Origin of the sequence: Sphaerisporangium sp. NPDC051011, assembly GCF_040653595.1 — a bacterium.
Lineage (GTDB): Bacteria > Actinomycetota > Actinomycetes > Streptosporangiales > Streptosporangiaceae > Sphaerisporangium.
In genome coordinates, this window is sequence record NZ_JBFAGG010000001.1 from 693,262 (window position 1) to 711,280 (window position 18,019).

The 18,019-nt window shown below is 71.8% G+C and carries 14 protein-coding genes; 3 read left to right on the forward strand and 11 right to left on the reverse strand.

Features of this window, described 5'->3' with window-relative positions:
* Positions 1-40 precede the first annotated feature (40 nt).
* Positions 41-493: a hypothetical protein gene (locus tag AB0H21_RS03065; protein WP_358510748.1), complete on the forward strand. Its 453-nt coding sequence runs from the start codon at positions 41-43 to the stop codon at positions 491-493.
* Positions 490-786 carry a hypothetical protein gene (locus tag AB0H21_RS03070; RefSeq protein WP_358510750.1) on the forward strand — a complete coding sequence of 99 codons (297 nt, stop codon included), beginning with the start codon at positions 490-492 and terminating at the stop codon, positions 784-786. Before AB0H21_RS03065 ends, AB0H21_RS03070 begins: the two co-directional genes overlap by 4 nt.
* A 73-nt stretch (positions 787-859) precedes the next feature.
* On the opposite strand, the gene AB0H21_RS03075 is transcribed toward AB0H21_RS03070, so the two are convergent.
* The 6 genes from AB0H21_RS03075 to AB0H21_RS03100 all read right to left on the reverse strand — a co-directional run bounded on the left by AB0H21_RS03075 (position 860) and on the right by AB0H21_RS03100 (position 7,064).
* Positions 860-2,290, reverse strand: coding sequence for a wax ester/triacylglycerol synthase family O-acyltransferase (locus tag AB0H21_RS03075; RefSeq protein WP_358510753.1), 1,431 nt, complete (start codon positions 2,288-2,290; stop codon positions 860-862).
* 165 nt (positions 2,291-2,455) lie between these two features.
* Positions 2,456-3,259: a TIGR03084 family metal-binding protein gene (locus AB0H21_RS03080; protein ID WP_358510756.1), complete on the reverse strand. Its 804-nt coding sequence runs from the start codon at positions 3,257-3,259 to the stop codon at positions 2,456-2,458.
* 265 nt (positions 3,260-3,524) lie between these two features.
* On the reverse strand, positions 3,525-3,662 hold the full coding sequence (locus AB0H21_RS03085; RefSeq protein WP_358510759.1) for a hypothetical protein: 138 nt from the start codon (positions 3,660-3,662) through the stop codon (positions 3,525-3,527).
* Between the two features lie 8 nt (positions 3,663-3,670).
* Positions 3,671-4,828 carry a carboxymuconolactone decarboxylase family protein gene (locus tag AB0H21_RS03090; protein WP_358510762.1) on the reverse strand — a complete coding sequence of 386 codons (1,158 nt, stop codon included), beginning with the start codon at positions 4,826-4,828 and terminating at the stop codon, positions 3,671-3,673.
* 14 nt (positions 4,829-4,842) lie between these two features.
* Positions 4,843-6,498: a GMC family oxidoreductase gene (locus AB0H21_RS03095; RefSeq protein WP_358510765.1), complete on the reverse strand. Its 1,656-nt coding sequence runs from the start codon at positions 6,496-6,498 to the stop codon at positions 4,843-4,845.
* On the reverse strand, positions 6,495-7,064 hold the full coding sequence (locus tag AB0H21_RS03100; RefSeq protein ID WP_358510767.1) for a DUF5987 family protein: 570 nt from the start codon (positions 7,062-7,064) through the stop codon (positions 6,495-6,497). Before AB0H21_RS03100 ends, AB0H21_RS03095 begins: the two co-directional genes overlap by 4 nt.
* Before the next feature lie 477 nt (positions 7,065-7,541).
* On the opposite strand from AB0H21_RS03100, the gene AB0H21_RS03105 reads away from it, so the two are divergent.
* Positions 7,542-8,306, forward strand: a complete 765-nt coding sequence (locus tag AB0H21_RS03105) for an AraC family transcriptional regulator (protein WP_358510770.1) — start codon at positions 7,542-7,544, stop codon at positions 8,304-8,306.
* A 511-nt stretch (positions 8,307-8,817) separates the two neighbouring features.
* Here AB0H21_RS03105 and AB0H21_RS03110 read toward each other — a convergent pair.
* From AB0H21_RS03110 to AB0H21_RS03130, 5 genes are read right to left on the reverse strand one after another with little or no spacing between them, the layout of a single operon-like run.
* Positions 8,818-10,227 (reverse strand): cytochrome P450, encoded by a 1,410-nt coding sequence (locus AB0H21_RS03110; RefSeq protein WP_358510773.1) that lies wholly within the window; start codon positions 10,225-10,227, stop codon positions 8,818-8,820.
* Entirely contained in the window at positions 10,224-10,763 is a 540-nt protein-coding gene (locus tag AB0H21_RS03115) for a flavin reductase family protein (RefSeq protein ID WP_358510775.1), read from the reverse strand. Before AB0H21_RS03115 ends, AB0H21_RS03110 begins: the two co-directional genes overlap by 4 nt.
* A gap of 30 nt (positions 10,764-10,793) precedes the next feature.
* Positions 10,794-11,222: an acyl-CoA thioesterase gene (locus tag AB0H21_RS03120; RefSeq protein ID WP_358510777.1), complete on the reverse strand. Its 429-nt coding sequence runs from the start codon at positions 11,220-11,222 to the stop codon at positions 10,794-10,796.
* Between the two features lie 3 nt (positions 11,223-11,225).
* Complete coding sequence (locus AB0H21_RS03125; protein ID WP_358510780.1) at positions 11,226-17,036, reverse strand: type I polyketide synthase; 5,811 nt, start codon at positions 17,034-17,036, stop codon at positions 11,226-11,228.
* Positions 17,033-18,019: an enediyne biosynthesis protein gene (locus AB0H21_RS03130; RefSeq protein WP_358510782.1), complete on the reverse strand. Its 987-nt coding sequence runs from the start codon at positions 18,017-18,019 to the stop codon at positions 17,033-17,035. The genes AB0H21_RS03125 and AB0H21_RS03130 overlap by 4 nt, the downstream gene beginning before the upstream one ends.

The window sequence follows — 18,019 nt, forward strand, 5'->3', positions numbered from 1 at the left end:
GTATATGTCAACCGATTGCTGTAGCCGCTAAGGGGTCTGGATGGCCGGGGTTCTCCCCTATCTCACCGCCTGCCGCGCCCGCCTCTTCCGCACCCGCGCCCCCGTGCCGTGCGCACCGGCCCCGGCGGCGCGGCCCGCCCCGGAGCCGCCGGGCTGGTGCGGGTACGCACCCGAGGCACCAGAAATGCCAGAAGTGCCCGCCTCCGCGGACACCCCCTCCCCCTCCGCCCCTTCCACGGACGGCCCCACTCCCGCCGTCCCCTCCACGGACGGCCCCGCTCCCGGCGCCCTCTCTGCGGACGGCCCCTGCCGGGACGACGAGACCGCAGCCGAGGTCGAGGCGCTGCGGACCGCCCACCCCGGCTGGCGCGTGTGGTCCTCGGGCCGCACCTGGTACGCCTGCGGCCCCTGGCTGGAGGCCCGGCTCGTCCACGCCCCCACCCCCGAGCGGCTCTCGGCGCTGATCGCCCTGCGCATGGAGGGCGGCCGGTGACGGCGCTGACCGCGTCCTCGGGGCACGCCGACCACGGCCCGCACGTCCCCAAACCGCGCGACGGCTCCCGGCGCATCGTCTGGCACCCGCCCATGAACGCGGAAACCCGGCCCCGCATCCTGCGGTGGACGTGCGAGTGCCGGACACGGGTCTACTACCTGGTGGTGGGCGGCGGCCGCGCGTACGTCCGGCGCGCGGACAAGCAGTCCGGCGTGGACCACGAGACCGCGCGCATGCGTCACCGCGAGGCGGACCGGCTCTGGATGGAGATCCTGCTCGGCCTCGCCCGGTGAACGGATCCCGCCGGACGCGGCCCGCCCGGTGAGCGGATTCCGTCAGACTCGGCCCGCCCGGTGACGGGACCCCTCAGATGAGGGCCTTCAGCTCCTCCAGCGCGTCGTGCAGGTAGGTCGTGAGGGACCAGACGTCGGGCACCATCGCCCGGTCGGCGACGATGCCCACGTCGATCCGCCCGTCGTAGGAGAACGCGGTGACGTTGATCCCCCCGCTGGCGTCGGTGACGACCGAGACGGGGTACTGCGCGAGCAGCCGCCGCCCGCACACGTACAGCGGGATCTGCGGGCCCGGCACGTTGGAGACCATCAGGTTGATCGCCGGGGTGGTCTGCGCCGCCAGGCCGAAGGCCGCGCGGTGGGCGAGCCCGGTCAGCGCCGCGGGCATGCTCTCGCTGAGGGTGCGCAGCCAGCGGGCGGGCGCCAGGTTGAAGCGGTCCTTGATGCGGCCCATCGCCTCGTGCACGGCCTCCAGGCGCTCGCGCGGGCCCTCGATCTGCGTGTCCAGCGAGGTGATCATGAGGGTGACCTGGTTGCCCGGGGCCCGCGCGTCCTCGCGCAGCGAGAACGGCACTCCGGCCACCAGCGGCTCGGCGGGCAGCGCGTCGTGGTCGATCAGCCAGCGGCGCACCGCGGTCGACACCAGCGTCATCACCACGTCGTTGACCGTGTACCCGAAGGCGTTCTTGACCCGCTTCACCTCGTCCAGCGGCAGTTCGGTGAAGGCGAAGCGCCGGTGCGGGGACACCGGGCCGTTGAACGGGGTGCGCGGCACCGCGAGCCTGGGCAGCCCCGGCACCTCCTCCCCCGCTCCCCGGCCGATCCACCGGGTCAGCCGCCGGGTCGCCCGGGACACCGGCACCGCGCCGGGCAGCCGGGAGATGATCGGGATCTCGTCCAGGTGCGGCACCGCCTCGACCAGGAACCGCAGCAGGTACGCGGGGTTGGCGACCAGCCTGCCCGCCGTCCTGGCGATCATCTCGGCCGTCTCGGGGGCGCGGTCGGGCTCGGCGGGGTGCTCGGGCTCGCGGCGCGGCGGGTGGGGCTCGATGTCCATGAACGCCGCCAGCACGTCGGCGCCGCCCATGCCGTCGATGGCCGCGTGGTGCATCTTGACGTAGAGCGCGGTACGTCCGCCTGCCAGGCCGTGGATCAGGTACATCTCCCACAGCGGGTGGCGCCGGTCCAGCCGCCGCGCGTGCAGCCGGGCGACCTGCGCGGCGAGCTGCCGGTCGCTGCCCGGCGCCGGCAGGCCGATCTCCCGCACGTGGTAGTCCAGGTCGAGGGCCTCGTCCTGCGCCCAGTACGGGTGGTCGAGGCCGAGCGGCACCTGTACCAGCCGCTGCCGCAGCGGCGCGACCAGCGCCGAGCGTTCCTCGACGAGCTTGAGCAGGTCGTCGCGCGCCACGTCGCCGTCGAGGATCGACAGCCCCGCGACGTTGGCGACGTTCGTGTCGCTCTCGAAGTTGAGGAACTGCGCGTCGAGCGCGCTGAGCTGCCGCACCGCCGACCTCCTGACCCTCGGGACCCGTCTCCGTTCTACCTCCCCGCTCCGGCGGGTCCGACGCCGGGTGCCGGGACGGCCCGGATGGTCCCACACCGCGCCGCCGTGGGGCGACGCGGGCCGTGAGCGACGGGAGGCGATGGGCGGCGCCCTGACGGCGAAAGGTCAGACCCGGGCGGCGGCGAACTGGCCCGGCCTGCGGCCTTCCCCGGCGGGGCCCCGGTAGCACTGGGCGATGTCCAGCCAGTGGTCGGCCACGTCGCCGGTGGCGACGATCGCGAGGTCGTCGCGGTGACGGCGGCGGGTCGCGAGCAGGCAGAAGTCGGCGGCCGGACCGGTGATGCGCTGCGCGGCGTCCTCGGGACCGAACACCCACAGCTCTCCCGACGGGGCGACGAGCTCGAAGCGGAACTCCTCGGCGGGCGGCGTGAGACCGCGGGACAGGTACCCGAAGTCCCTGGTCAGGACCGCGAAGACCACCAGGTGCTTGATGCGGTCGGTGAACGTGCGCTCGATGCCGAGGGCGTCCAGGATGTCCTGGCCGTGGGCGAACTGCTCCATGATGCCCGCGCAGGCCAGGATGATCGGCGGCAGCGGGTTGACCAGCCACGGCACGATCTGGCCGGCCGGAACGGCGGCGAGCGCGTCGACGACGTCCTTGCGCTCGCCGCGCCACTTGGCGAGCAGCGACTCGATGGTGTCGTTGGCGAACAGGCCGAGGGCCGCGTTGACGGCGCCGTTGAAGTCCTTCTCGGCGCCCGCGACCAGGGTCTTGAACGTCTCGGCGTCGGACGCGGCGGTCCGGGCGAGGCTGAAGATGAAGGTCAGGTGGCCGATCTGGTTCGCGATGGTCCATCCGGGGGCGGGGGTGGGCAGATCCCACTGTGAGGGCTGGAGGCCGGCGACCACGCGGTCGAGCTCCTCGCCCTCAACGGTAAGAGCCTGCAGCACTTCATCCAGCTCGCTCACGCGTCTGTCCTCTCACTGAAAAGCCTTGGATTACGGGGATATCGGCGGCGCCGGGAACACCGGGGACACGTGTCCACACGTTCATACGGACGCGTCACACCAGGCCAGAGACAGTACGGCAATTCTTATAAATGCGACCGTAACGGCATTCAATTTGCTTGAGTTCTCAAATCAAGCATGCATCACGAAATTTCGGGCGTCTTCTCCGTGTGTGCTTCTTGGGCCCGCATTTCGCGATATCGGCGACGCGAATCGCGCGGACCGGCTATACCAGCGCTCCGCGCCGCGCGTCGTCCCCGGACGGCGGGGGCGCGGCGGCGGAGCGCCGGGTCATGTGCGTCGCCGGCGCGCTGCCCGCCGGCAGCGCGAGCCAGGGGTTCACGCGGGCGGAGCGGGAGGACATGACGTCGCTCAGCTCTCCCCAGCGGGGGACGCGCCCTGAGCGGGGACGGCGGCGGGAGCCTGGGCGGACGCGGAACCGGAGGGCGCCGATTCCGCAGTGACCGGGACGATCGGGATCCAGGAGCCGATGCGGCGGGCCGCCGCCATGCTCGCCCACGAGGTGAGCTCGACCAGTGCCAGGTCGCCGGGCGTCCCGGCGCGGAAGTCGGCGATCAGCGCGTCGTCGATCTGGTACGACGCCATCGCGGTCAGCAGCGCCAGCCGTCCGGCCGGGCGCAGGGCCTCGGGGAGCGCGGACGCGGCGTCCGCCACCCAGGCGCGGCTCGGCCCGGTCGGCTCGCCGTCCCAGGCGGCCAGCCGCGTGGTGACCAGCTCGCGCACCGGCACCGGAACCGCGCGAGCGCCCGCCGCGTCGATGGCGGCGGCGGCCCGGGCGAACGCGGCGGCGAGGTTCGCCGAGCCCTCCGCCCAGGCCAGGTCCGCGGGCAGGGGAGCCTCGGGCAGCAGGCCGAGCGAGGCGCCCGGTTCGCCGCCGCGGCGGGCGTACGTCCGCATGATCCGGCCGAACAGCCGCAGCAGCAGGCCGCGCGCGCCGGTGGGCACCTCGGCGGGCAGCGGCGACTCGGTGAGGAATATGTTGACCATGCGGTTGAGGTACTGGAACGTCACCGCCACCGCCGCCAGCTCCCGCAGTCGCTCGGGCGGCAGCGGCGATTCGTGCCGCGCCGCCGTGTCGCGCGTCCCACTCGCCAGCGCCCACGACGCCACCCGGCGCACCGCCGGGTCGTCGATGTCGTCGACGCGGCCGGCCGCGATAAGCGCGGCGTGGCCGCCGGGTGCGAGGCCGTCCATGGTGGCCTGGTGCACGTCGACGCAGTAGGGGCAGGCGTTGCCGCGCGACACGGCGGTCGCGACCGCCTCCTTCAGCGGCCTGCCGGTCGCCCCGGCCGCGAGGAGGGATTCCCGCAGCATCAACCACGATGCCGCGAGGGTGACGGGAGCGGGCGAGTGCAGGAGCATCGGCGGCGCCAGCATGCCGAAGTCTCGCTCCACCTGCGCGTATACCTTCGCGACGAGGTCCGGCGCGGTACGGTGACGTACCACGGATACGTGCCGGACGTGGGACAGCGTCCCCGGCAGCGTCGCACGGCTGAGCATCCTGCCCATCGCCCGCTCCCTCCTTACCGGCGTGACAGGCTCGTGATCAGCGGAGCGACGCCACGCCGTCCGCTGGTCGAGCCGTCAGGGGCCGGAGCTCCGTAGGTGACCTCGACGCCCCGCTCCTGCGCGGCCGCGACGATGCCGGGGATTGCGCGCTCGGCCAGCGCCGAGATGGTCATCGCCGGGTTGACGGTGAGCGCGCCCGGGACGGCGGACCCGTCGGTGACGAAGATGCCCGGGTGCCCGCGCAGCTCGTTGCGGTCGTCCAGCGCCGAGGTGTGCGGGTCGTCGCCGATGCGGCACGAGGCCAGCGGGTGGACGGTGTACGCGCCGACCACGTCGTTGGTCCAGGCGGCGACCTCGGCGAGGCCGTCGCGCTCCAGGATGTCCTTGACCTCGGCGTCCGCCAGCGCCCACGCCCGCAGGGTCTGCGGGGTCGGGTCGTACTTGAGGCGGCCGACGCCGAGCATCTGCTGGCTGAGGCGGTCGGCGTTGCCCTTGGCGGGCGGCGGGCCGAAGACGCCCTCATTGTTGTCCTCGATCATCTGGAAGATGATCAGCCAGGAGCGCCAGCGCCTGAGGACCTCCTTCTTGTCGACCCCGAACCAGCTCGGGCCGAGCGCGCCGGGCACCTGGGCGAGGATCGTCCCGAGGCCGGGCGGGAAGTAGAGCTGCTCCAGCGAGAACCGCTCGAACTCCGGCAGCGAGCCGTCGAGCCGGTCCCAGTTGGCGACGACCGGGCCCTTGCCGATCTGGTTGGCCTCGTAGGCCAGGCCGTTCTCGCGCTCCAGGCCGAGCACCTCGCGCACCTTGTCCTCGTTGAGGATCGCGGTGTTGAGACGCTCGCCGTTGCCGGAGAAGTAGCGGCCGACGGCGTGCGGCATGGTGCCGAGCGTGGCCTCGCTGCGCTGGAGGATGACGGGGGTGGCGCCGGCGCCGGCCGCGAGCACGATGATCTTGGCGTCGATCGTGCCGCCCTCGCGGCGGAGACGGTAGTCCTCGTCGTCCATGATGTCGTAGTGCACGCGGTAGCCGCCGTCGTCGGTGCGCGAGATGTGCTGCACCTCGTGCAGCGGGCGGATCTCGGCGCCGTGCGCGATCGCCGCGGGCAGGTAGTTGAGCAGCAGCGACTGCTTGGCGTCGAAGTGGCAGCCGGCCATCATCCAGTTGCAGTTGGTGCACAGGCTGCGGTCGACGGCCGCCGGGACCGGGTTGGCGGTGCGCCCGGCGTGGTCGCAGGCCGCGGCCCACAGCCCGCCGGCGTAGGTCACGTCCTCCCAGTTCTGCTGGGTGATCGGGATGGACTCGGCCACCCGGTCGTACCACGGGTCGAGGGTGTCGCGGTTGACGGACGCCGGCCACATGCGGCGGCCGATGCTGCCGTGCCGTTCGAAGACGAACCGGGGCGCGCGGGGCATCGCGGCGAAGTAGACGACGCTGCCGCCGCCGACGCAGTTGCCGCCGAGGATGCTCATGCCGTCGCCGACGGTGAAGTCGAAGGCCCGCGTGTAGGACGAGCCGAGCTTGAAGTCGTGGTCGAAGTCCTTGCCCGTGAGCCACGGGCCGCGTTCGAGCACCATCACCTTCGCGCCTCCGGCCGCGAGGTGGTAGGCCGTGATCGCGCCGCCGAAGCCACTTCCGACCACGAGGACGTCGGTGCGTTCCGTGCTGGTCATTTGGGACTCCCTGAAGGGGTCGTGTCCGGGTGCAGGCGGGCCAGCGGCCGGCCGTAGGAGAAGTTCGGGAACCTCCACCGGCCGTCGGCGTCGGGCTTCTCGATGCCCATCGCCAGCAGTCCCGGGTGTCCCTGGGCGATCGCGTCGGCGGTGTGCATGTGCGCCGCCGAGTCGTACGCCATGTTGCAGAACAGGGCGAGGCTGACCCAGAGCTCCTTCTCGGGGTGGCCCGGCGTGGTGAGGCGCTGCACGAGCCTCGTCCTGTGCTCGAACGGCAGGGAGACGAACGGCGGGACGGCGCCGTCCAGGTCGACCCCGTGCTCGAAGGCGTACGCCGTGGCGTGGTCGTTCAGCGCGTTGGCGAAGTTGTCGAGACCCTCGGTGAGGCCGGTCGCGTCCCATCCAAGCAGCTCAAGGGCACCGGCCTGCACCGCGCCACCACCGGTGGCGGCGCCGGCGATGGCCCGGTCGTCGGGTGAGCGCTTCTCGCCGGGGACGATCGTGTCCGCGAACGCCTCCAGCGTCATCGTCCTGGCTTCGTCTATGTCTGTGGATGGCGGTCGCATACGCGTTTCCTCGCTCGTCCAGGTCGGGCTGCTGACCAGTTCATGGAACGGCAGTCGCCCGAAGAGGTGCATCTCCTGAGTTGCTTTCGCATTCCGGACGAACACCCCCTAACGTCCGGCATCCGCGACATCGCCGCGCGAATAGTTCCCGGTGAACGCGCATGCGCGCCACCCGGCGCGGCCGTCATTCGGCGTAAAGGATCCGGGTGATTCCCGAGCCACCCGAAGCGGATATGGGCAGGCAGGGGGCGGCTAGGGGTTGTCGCAGAAGGTGCGGCACTCAATTCTGATGCCATGGCCAAGTGCCGTCGATGTGTCGTCGTCGGGCGTCGTTTGTTCCGGATATCACACCGCAGCCGAATGGGTTCCATTCGCTGTATTGGAGTGTTGAGCAGATGACAGATACTCGCGATGACGAGTTCTCCCGTGTCAATTCGGGGTCAATTCTCACAGCGCCTCCAGCGCACGGGAGGAGCCATGGAAAACGCGATTGAGCAAGCCGTCCTTCGGGTCGTCAAGAGCATGCACGAGAACCTCGGTGAGCAGCTGACGATCAACGACATGGCCCGCACGGCCATGTTCAGCAAGTTCCACTTCTCCCGGGTGTTCCAGCGGGTCACGGGGCTGTCGCCCGGCCGGTTCCTGTCGGCCGTGCGGCTCCAGGAGGCCAAGCGGCTGCTCACGACCACGTCGCTGACGGTCACCGACATCAGCCACACGGTCGGTTATTCGAGCGTGGGAACCTTCAGCTCGCGGTTCACCGCGAGCGTCGGGCTCTCCCCCACGAAATACCGGCAGCTCAAGAGCATCACGCCGCATATCAGCACCGAAACGGAACCGGCTCCCGAGCGGGACAGGCCGATGACGACCATCAGGGGCGACATCTCCTCCCCGCTCAAGGACCAGCCCATCTTCGCCGGGCTGTTCCCCGACAGGATCCTCGAGGGCAGGCCCATCCGATACACGATCCTCCGCAGGCCGGGGCCCTTCGTGCTGGAGGACGTCCCACAGGGGGAATGGCACCTGATGGCCCAGTCCGTCGCCCCCGGCAGGGAGGACGCCGTCCTCCACCCCGCCGGCTCGGACGAGGGACTGTGCATCGGGCGCCACGGGCCGATCAGTGTACGGCCCGGCACGGACACCAAGCTGGCTCACCTGCAGCTTCGTCCGATGCGTCCCCTCGACCCTCCGGTGCTGCTCGCGCTGCGCGACCTGCTCGACGTTCCCCAGCTCACCCACTGAGCCGTCGCCGCGCACGCGGCGCACGGCGGCCGGACGGGCCGCGGCCGGGCCCGTCCTTTCCATGAGACGAGGGTTCAACGCTTATCCGTGAGACGGACCGTGCGGGAAGCCGGTGCCAGCAGGGCAGCTCATATCCCTGCCATTCTGGGTAACGCGGGCGACACCCAGAGACCGCCCCTCATTTCATGGGCCGGCCCCCGAACAACACCACCTTCACCCTTATTCAGGCATGCCTGGGCCCCGCATTCGCGCGCGCACGCCGTCCCCGTCGGTTAATGGGCGGGTTCCCGCGCGAAACGGCGCCGTCCCACGTGAATCGGGACGGCGCCGCTGCGTGAATGCGAAATCGGCCGCGAGCGCGCGGCAATGCGCCCTCTGAAGCCGCCGTGGAAAAGGGCGACGTTCCCTGGAAAGCGCGAACAGACGGCGGAAGCCGGCCGGAACAGGCGGGCAGACTCGGGAAGCGAATGCCCGCCTGAACCGTGCGGCGGCCCGGGCCGCGAGACGAGGATCAGGCCCCGGCGCCCCCGGCGTCGCGGACGGGGTGGACGGTCATCGGCAGACCGCCGCGCACCCGCAGCGACAGCATGGGCTCGGGGACCACCTTGTACCCCGGCACCTTGGCCAGGCGCAGGTCACGCGCGACCATGGCGATCACGAACGTGGCCTCCATCATGCCGAGGTGGTTGCCGACGCAGAACCGGGGCCCCGCGCCGAAGGGGATGTAGGCGTACCGCGGCCGGCCACCCGGCCGGTCGGGGTCGAAGCGCTCCGGGTCGAAGACCTCGGGCCGGTCCCAGAAGGCGGGGTGCCGGTGCAGTGTGTAGGGGCTGATCAGGACGTCGGCGCCGGCCGGCACGTGGTAGCCGCCGACCTCGTCGTCGCCCTGGGCCTCCCGGGGCAGCATCCACACCGGCGGGTAGAGGCGCATGACCTCCTCCACCACCATCGCAGTGTACTTCAGCCGGTGCAGGTCCTCGTAGACCGGAAGCCGGTCGCCGAGCACCTCCACCGCCTCCGCGTGCAGCCGCTCGCGCACCTCGGGGTGGCCGTCCAGCAGGTGGAACGTCCACGACAGCGTGCTCGCCGTGGTCTCGTGCCCGGCCAGCAGCAGCGTGACCAGCTCGTCCCGCATGCGCAGCCGTCCCACGCGGGGGTCGGCCTCCTCGCGGGTCGAGGCGATCAGCCGGGAGACGACGTCGTCCCCGAGCTCGCCCGACTTCAGCCGCTCGGCCTCCAGATGGTCGACGATGCGCTGGAGGTCGTTGCGGGCCCGGCGGAACCTGATCTGCTTGGGCAGCGGCACCCACATCGGCACCTTGCTCAGCGTCACCAGCTCGAACATCGCCTGGTCCTGCACGGCCTCGAAGTCCTGCCCGATCGAGGCGAACTCCCCGAGGTCGGCGTCGAGCAGCGTGCGGCCGAGCACGCCGAGGCTGAGCCACGTCATCTCCTGGACGACGTCGACCGGCCCCTCGGCCCCCTTGGCGCGGAGCCGTTCCACCAGGTCGGCCGCCTCCTTGGCGATGACCCCGGCCTGCTGGGAGATGCGCTTGTTCTGGAAGACCGGCTGGATCATCCTGCGCTGCTTGCGCCACAGCTCGCCCTCGCTGGTCAGCAGGCCGTCGCCGATGGCCCGGCGCGCCTGGACCAGGCCGACTCCCTTGTGGTAGTTCCCGCTGTTGTCCGCCAGGACGTGCTTGGCGTGGTCGGGATGGTTGAAGAAATAGAGGGTCTTCGGGCCGATGGACAGCTTCGCCGCGTCGCCGTACGTGGCGGCCTGCTCCATCAGCGCCAGCCGGTCCTTCGCCAGTTTCTTGAAAAGGCCGGGCCCGGCCCACAAAGGCGGGCCGGGCGGCACCCGGCGGCCGTCCGAAGACCGCCGCTCGGATGCCGTGGCCTTGGGTCCGGTCAGCGTCACGCCGGTACCTCGCTCCAATCGGGACTCAATTGGCGGAACTTGGCCTTGAACACCAGCAGCGCCTCCATGTCGGTCGGCTGGTGCAGGTTCAGGACCTCGCCGATGAAGATCGTGTGGTCCCCGCCGTCGTACGCCCGCCACATCGCGCACTCGAAGCTGGCGAGGGTGCCACTGAGCAGCGGGACGCCGCTCTGACGCCCGGGGTACCAGTCGACGCGGTCGAACTGGGCGGCTCCGAGCGTCCGGTGGCGGTCCGCGAAGTGCAGGGCCTCCGCCTCCTGGTGCGAGGCGAGCACCGACACCCCGAAGTACCGCGACGCGCTGAGGTACTGGTGCATCAGCGCGCCGCGGTCGACGCAGACCAGCAGGAGCGGCGGATCGAGCGACACCGAGGTGAAGGAGTTGGCGGTCATGGCGTGCGGGACGTCACCGCCGGTCGTCACCACCGTGACCCCGGTGGCGAACGCCCCGAACGCTCGCCGCAGTGTCTTCGCCTCGGTCGCCGGGCGGGTTGGCGCGGAGTTGTCGACGTTCACGCTTTCCTCCTGCTCATCTAGAATCCGCGCCTAGGACGCGTACGGTTCGAGTGCCTTCGCCAGAGCGTCGGGCACCCTGGCCGGGACCGTCCGGGTGTTGGGCCCGCGCATGCACGCCACCCGCTGCCGGCCGCGGGCGACGAGCGTCTCGCCGTCGCCCCCGTCCAGGCGGACGTAGTCGAAGCTGAACTCGACCTGTGTCTGCGCGAGGTCCACCAGCCGCATCCGGATCGAAAGCTCGTCGAAGGCGGTGATCTCGGCGAAGAACTCGCAGTCGACCTTCAGCGTGAACAGCTTCAGGTCGTCCTGCAGGTCCTTGAGCACCTCCGGCGCCCTCTGGTAGAGGAACAACTCGCGGCAGCGTCCCTGCCACCGCAGGTAGTTCACGTAGTACACGTTGCCGACGAGGTTGGTCTCCTCGAAGCCGACCGTGTGCTGGTACTCGAAGTACTTGCTCATGGCCTACGGCCTCCCTTCGGTGAGCACCGCGAGGGCCACCGGCTTCGCCGCGTCCCGCAGCGTCGTGACCAGCGTCGCGACGTGCACCCCGTTCGAGGCGAGCACCGCCCACGCCTCCCCGCGCCCGGAGGCGAGGGTGAGCGGGGCGCCCTCGAGACCGGCGTCGCGCAGGCTCTGGACGGCGGCGAGCACGCGGGCCCCGGCCGTGTCGAGCTCCTCGCCCGTTTCGGCCGAGACCTGCTTGGCCAGCGGCAGGTGCTTGCCCAGCAGCTTCTTCCACTGGGTCGCCGTGTGGTGGGTGACCTCCGTGACGCCGGTTCCGGTCGTCCCGTCCGCGACGACGCAGAGCGTGAGCCCCGCCCCGTGCGCGGCCGACACCGCCGGGCCGCCGTCGGCGACCGGCTTGCCGCCGGGTCCGGCGGTCAGCGTGACCGGACGGCCGGCGGCGCGTCCCGCCGCGACCGCCGTGCGGGCCTCGCGGGTGGCGTCGTCGTCGGCGCCCTCCGCGTACGGCTCGACGGCGACGGCCACGCGGGTGCCGACCAGGTCCTCCACCGTGCGCTCGACGTAGGAGCCGAGCAGCGGGGTGACCCACGGGCCGCGGCCGTCCTTCTTGCGGACGGCCTGCAGACGCAGACCCTCCCACCGCTCGACGACCTCACCGGCCGCGGTGCGGACGGCGATGTCGTATATATAGGTGTCGCCGTCGCGCAGCCGCTCGGTGGCGCAGTACCGCAGCTCGCCGGCCTCGGCGAGAGCGGCCCCGCCCGCGTACACCCGCTCGATGCCGGTCGGCAGCAGGGTGGCGTCCGGGACGCAGACCTGGTTGCCGTGCATGAGCGCGTCGCGCATGCCCGGGTCGCCGAGCAGCAGCTCGCCGGGCAGGTAGCCGGCGAACCAGTCGGGCGCGGAGATCGCGGCGACGTCGGCGTCGACGTGGCGCGCGGCGGCCCGGTGGTAGCGGCGCAGGCGGTGAAAACGGCCGCCCTGGAACAGCGTGTCGCCGTACATCTCCGTGGGCGGGTCGAGCGGGACGACCGGCAGGCCCTCGCCGATCTGGACGGGCGGGCCGTCCGGCACCGGCTCGCCGGTGAACTTCACCTTCGCGCGGAAGTGGTCGACCTCGAAGCCGGTCTCCGCGCTGCGGATCGCGACCTCCACGGTGGCCTCGCCGTCGGCGCCGCTGTCGGTGACGACCGCGGCGACGCGGATCGTCGTGCTGCCCTCCGGCGGCACGATGATCGGACGGCTGAACTCCGCGCCCTCGATGACCGGCGCGGTCGTGCGGCCGGTGACCGCCTGGGCGGCCTGGGCCATCGCCTCCATGCCGAAGACGGCGGGGAACAGCAGGTTGCCGTCGAGCAGGTGGTCGGCGAGGTACAGGTCGGTGCCCGCGTTCATCTCCACCTCGGTGACGAGCTCGACACCGTGGTAGTGGACGAGGGGCTTGTCGACGAACCGCAGGAGCGGGAGCTCCGGCAGGTCGTAGCGCGCGGTGTCGATCCCCTGCGTGCGGCCGCTGATGACCACGGTGGCGGGCACGTCGGGGTCGGACACGAGCCGGCGCATGATCTCCACGCCCTGCTCGGGGGTGATGGCGGTGACGCCCATGCGGCCGAGCGAGTCGACCACCGAGAGCTTCTCGCCCATGCCGACCTCGGACCAGACCGACCACTCCATGCAGATCGCCCGGCAGCCGGGGTGCGTCTCGCCCACTTCGCGGGTGAGCTCGGCCATCCAGTCGTTCGCGGTGGAGTAGTGCGCCTCGCCCTGCAGGCCGGCCCGGCCGATGATGCTGCCGAACGACACCAGCAGGCGCAGCTTCCCGGGCTCGATCGCGTCGAGGACGTTGCGCAGACCGTCGACCTTCGGGGCGAAGGTGCGGCGGAACGCGGCGGCGTCCAGGCCGGTGATCGCGGCCGGCTCGTTGCGGCCGGCACCGTGCAGCACGGCGGTGACCGGCCCGAGCGCGGCCGACAGCTCGGCCACGGCGGCGGCGACCTTGGCGGCGTCGGTGACGTCGGCGCGGGCGTACCGCACCGTCACGCCGGAGTCCGCCATCCGCTTCAGGTTGTCGGCCAGTTCCTTGTCGTCCTCCGGGGCCGAGCGGCCGAGGACGGCCAGCTTGGCTCCGGTGTCGGTGGCCACGGCCAGGGCGCACTCGGCGGTGATGCCCTTGCCGCCGCCGGTGACCAGCAGCACGTCGCCCTCGCCCAGCGGGAGCTCGGTGCGGGCCGGACGGGTCGGCAGCGCGCGCAGCGTCGGCACCCGGCGCTCACCCTGGTCGTCGTAGAAGACCTCGGAGAACCGGGTCGTCGCGGCGACCTCGTCCACGATCCGGGCGACGGCTTCGGGGCCCGGGGGGATGTGGACGATGGTGGTGCGCAGGTGCGGCGCCTCGAGCTGCAGCGTCTTGGCCAGGCCCGCCGCGCCGGCGCCGTGCTGGACGGCGACGAAGCGCGTGCCCGGAGCGGCGGCGACGGCCGCCTGCGCGGCGCGCAGCGCCTGCTCCAGGTGGGCCTCGGCGCGCTCCCCGGGAAGGACGACCAGCAGGCCGGAGCCCACCTTGCCCTTCTCCAGGGAGTCGCGCAGCGGCGCGGCCAGCGGGGAGTCCCCCGGCGCGTAGAGCTGCCACGGGCCGTTCTCCTGGGGAGAAGCGCGCGCGGGCAGCGGCAGCTCGTCCAGGTCGACCGCGAACGGCCGCGACCACGGGGCCGCGCCGACGACGATCGCCGGGCCGGCGGGCGCGGCGGTCTTGGCGCTCTGCGCCAGCTCGTCCAGCGCCTCCGACAGCTCGCGCAGGCTCGCCGTGGCGAGGTTGGTCGGCGCGTGCGAGGCCGGGACGCCGAGCTTCTGGCTGGCCTGGTCGATGATGTGCATGACCGTGACCGAGCTGAGGTGCAGCTCGTCCAGCGGGCGCGCGTCCTCGCCGACCATCTCGATGGGGAGCTCGGCCCGCTCGGCCGCGAGGCGGCGCAGCAGGTCGATGCTCGACTCGGTGCCCTCGCCCGTCTCCCCGGTCTGCGTGACCGCCGGCGCGGCGGCCTCGGGCCGAACCGCGACGGCGTCCCGGCGGACGGTGCCGGTGATCTCGACCGTCGGCGCCTGCTCGGCAGGGCTCTGGAAGAACGAGAACCGGGCGCCGACCTCCAGCGGCCGCAGCAGCCGCCCGTGGAACAGCTCCTCGTGCACGACGGGGACGCCGACGACGTACGCGGCGCCGGCCACGCGCAGCAGCCCGGTCAGCGACTCGTCGTCGGTGTCCAGCGGCACGGCCGGAACCTCGGTCACCGACGCCGCGAGCCCGCTGAGCACCCGGCCGGGGCCGACCTCGACGAACAGGTCGATGTCCTTGGCCGCGCGCTCGACCGCCTGCGTGAACAGCACCGGGTCGGTGATCTGCGTGCGCAGCAGCGCCGGGATGTCGATGCCGGACGGCAGCGTCTCCCCGGTGACCGTGGAGACGACCTGCCGCTCGACGGCGCCGAACTCCTCGTGCTCCAGCGCGGCGCCGAGCTCGTCGGCGGCCGGGGCGACCAGCGGCGAGTGGAAGGCGTGGGACACCGCGAGGCGGGTCCACTTCAGGCCCGCGGCCGTGGCCTTGGCCCCGAACGCCTCGATCGCCTCGACGGTGCCGGCGACCACGGTCTGCTCGGGCCCGTTGTACCCGGCGATGACGACGGGCAGGTCGCCGAGCAGGTCGATGACCGCGTCCGGCGTCGCGCGGACGCCGGCCATGGTGCCCGTGGCGCTGCTGTGCTCGGTCATCGCCTTGCCCCGGACGGTGGCCACGCGCAGCAGGACGTCCTCGTCCATCGCGCCGGCCCAGTGCAGGGCCGAGATCTCGCCGAGGCTGTGCCCGACGGCGACCTCGGCGTCCACGCCGATCAGGGACAGGGCGCGCAGGCCCGCCATCGAGCCGGTGACGATGCGCGGCTGGGCGACGGCCGTCGCCACCATGTCACCGGCGGTGGGCAGGTCCGCCTGGACGTAGATCTCCTCGACCTCGGGGAAGCGGCGGCGCAGCGCGCCCCCGCTCGTGCCGCGTCCGGAACCCTGGCCGGGGAACAGGAAGCCGACCCGGCCCGGGCCGTCGGCGTGGCCGAGGAACGCCCGGCCGTCCGGCGTGAACAGGCTGGTCTCGCCCCCGTCCAGCGCGTCGATCGCCCGCCGGAGCTGCCGCTCGGCGTCCTCCGGGGAGGTCGCGACGATGGCGGCGCGGAACGGCAGGTCGCGCAGCTCGCGCTGGAGCGTCGCGGCGAGGTCGCCCACCTGGCCGTAGGAGACCTGGGTGACGAAGTCGGCCAGCTCGGCGAGCCGGTCGCGCAGCGCCTGCGGCGTCGCGGCGTCCGCGAGCAGCAGCTCGGCGTCCTGCGCGGACGCGGCGAGCTGGCGGGTGCGCGTGGACAGCAGCCGCTTGCGCGGTCCGGTCTTCTCCAGCACGACGTGGGTGTTGATGCCGCCGAAGCCCATGGCCGTGATGCCGGCGCGCACGGGCGTGCCGGCGGGCCATGGCTCGGCCTTGCGCAGCGCGCGCAGGGTGGCCGAGTCGGAGGTGAGGATGTCGTGCGGGTCGACACAGCCGATGGTCGGCGGCAGCACCTGCTCGTGCACGGCCATCGCGGCCTTGATGAGCCCGGCGACGCCGGCCGCCGCCTTGGCGTGACCGATCATGCCCTTGATCGAGGTGACGGCGGCGGGCTTGTCCGAGGCGCCGGCCTCCGCGCGCGCCTCGGACAGGGCGGTCAGCTCGGTCTTGTCGCCGACCGCCGTGCCGGTGCCGTGACCCTCGAACAGCTCGACGGTCTCGATGCCGAACCCGGCGCGCTCATAGGCCCGCTTCAGCGCCAGCTTGTAGCCGCTGACCTCGGGCCGGGTGATGCCGCCCTTGCCGTCGGAGGAGATGCCGAAACCGGCGATGGTCGCGTAGACGCGGTGGCGCGCCGCGAGGGCGTCCTCCTCGCGCATCAGCACGACCATGCCGCAGCCCTCGCCCGGCCAGAAGCCGTTGGAGTGCCGGTCGTACAGGCGGAACTCGCCCTTGGCCAGGGCGCCGGTCTTGGCGAACCCGATGATCTCGAACGGGTCGATGGACAGGTCGACGCCGCCCGCGATGGCGACGTCGATGTCGCCGTCGATCAGGCTCTTGCAGGCGTTGGTCACCGACAGCAGCGACGAGGAGCACGCGCCGTCGACGGTGTAGCCGCCGCCGTGCAGGTCGAAGTGGTTGCAGATGCGCCCGGCGATGGTGTTGGACAGGCCACCCGCCAGGGTGTCCTCGTCGACGGGCGGGAACGGGTTCTTGTAGGTGGCCTCGAGATCGGCGAGGAACGTGGCGAGACGGTCGTCGTCCCAGCCCTGCTCCTTGAGGACCGCGCCCACCGTGCGGCGGACGTACGGCCAGCGCAGCCGCATGACGTTGGCTCGGGTGAACTCGCCGGTGAGGGTGTTGCCCACCACAACGCCGGTGCGTTCCCGGTTCAGGCCTTCCGCGCCGGGGAATCCCGCGTCCGCCAGTGCCTGGCCCGCCATGTCGAGGGCGAGCCAGTGGGTCAGATCTGTGGAGCGGTACGTGCTGCCGGCGATCTTGTAGCGGACCCGGTCGAACTCGTAGCCCTCGATGACCGCCGCCGTGCGCGCGTAGAAGGTGTCCGGGGTCGCCGGATCGGGATCCCAGTAGTCTTCGAGACGCATGCGCACGTCGGGCAGTCTTCGAAAGGCGCGGCGACCGGCGAGAGCGTTCTCCCAGAGCTCTCTCGGCGACGTGGCGTCCGGATATCGGCACGCCATGCCAACGATCGCGATCCTGGTCATACGGTGGCAACCTCTTTACCGTTGACCGAAGCCGGGTCGACGGACAGCGGCGGAAGCGGCGGCGGAGCCTGGGCCGCCTCGCGCTGCTCGCGAGCCTTGTTGACGAAGTGGAGCGCCCAGAAGAACCCGCCGCGGATGGCGCAGACGCCGGCCGTGGCGAAGAAGAGCGCGTACGAGATGTGCACGGCCGTCAGCAGGCCGTACAGGAGGGCGACGCCGCCGCCGAACACGACCTGCGAGGCCGGCTTGGACGGGCTCGTACCCGGGTCGGTGATCATGTAGTTGCTGAACAGGACGAACGCGACACCGGTCATCATGGCGAGACCCGCCGAGATGGAGGTGCCGAAGAAGATTCCACGAAGGACGGCCTGGAGGGCGAAGACGCCGATCCAGCTCAGGATCAGCGGCATACGGCCGGTGAGCTTGCCGTTCAGCATCGTGCCGCCGATGATGATCAGGCCGGGGATCAGCCAGTCGGCCCACGTGTCGATGTTCTCCGTGAAGTGGTACGGCGGAGCGATGCTCGCCCAGGGGAACACCAGCAGGATGACGGCGATGCCGAAGTTCGACGGGTTCATGTAGTGCCGCATGCGGCCCTTCACCGGGGCCCGCAGCACCCACTTGGCGCCGACTGCCACGACCACGCCGAAGATCAGGACCCAGACCTGGTCGTTGACGTAGGTCAGCATGTTCATGGCAAGGCTGGTGATGTGCGCGGGGTACAGGAACTCGCGCAGGCCACGGACGCCGTTGCCCATGTAGCGCGGCGTGCGGCCCTCGACCCGCGCGCTGATGTACTCAAGCCCGATCTCGGTCGCGTAACCGACCCCGACGGCGAGGAAGGGCCAGGTCCACGGCTGCTCGAACCCGAGGATCGTGTAACCGACGATGTTGAAGACGGTGATCGACATCGCGAAGTTGCGCAGGGCGATGACGACCTTGGGATCGTGACGCGGTGGCGCGGCGGGCTTCGTGTCTACCAT

What these genes read in the sequence shown, in the direction of transcription:
- AB0H21_RS03065 (WP_358510748.1), top strand. Translation starts at nt 41, where the DNA reads ATGGCCGGGGTTCTCCCCTATCTCACCGCCTGCCGCGCCCGCCTCTTC.
- AB0H21_RS03085 (WP_358510759.1), bottom strand. Translation starts at nt 3,662, where the DNA reads ATGTCCTCCCGCTCCGCCCGCGTGAACCCCTGGCTCGCGCTGCCGGCG.
- AB0H21_RS03090 (WP_358510762.1), bottom strand. Translation starts at nt 4,828, where the DNA reads ATGGGCAGGATGCTCAGCCGTGCGACGCTGCCGGGGACGCTGTCCCAC.
- AB0H21_RS03095 (WP_358510765.1), bottom strand. Translation starts at nt 6,498, where the DNA reads ATGACCAGCACGGAACGCACCGACGTCCTCGTGGTCGGAAGTGGCTTC.
- AB0H21_RS03100 (WP_358510767.1), bottom strand. Translation starts at nt 7,064, where the DNA reads ATGCGACCGCCATCCACAGACATAGACGAAGCCAGGACGATGACGCTG.
- AB0H21_RS03105 (WP_358510770.1), top strand. Translation starts at nt 7,542, where the DNA reads ATGGAAAACGCGATTGAGCAAGCCGTCCTTCGGGTCGTCAAGAGCATG.
- AB0H21_RS03120 (WP_358510777.1), bottom strand. Translation starts at nt 11,222, where the DNA reads ATGAGCAAGTACTTCGAGTACCAGCACACGGTCGGCTTCGAGGAGACC.
- AB0H21_RS03125 (WP_358510780.1), bottom strand. Translation starts at nt 17,036, where the DNA reads ATGACCAGGATCGCGATCGTTGGCATGGCGTGCCGATATCCGGACGCC.
- AB0H21_RS03130 (WP_358510782.1), bottom strand. Translation starts at nt 18,019, where the DNA reads ATGGTAGACACGAAGCCCGCCGCGCCACCGCGTCACGATCCCAAGGTC.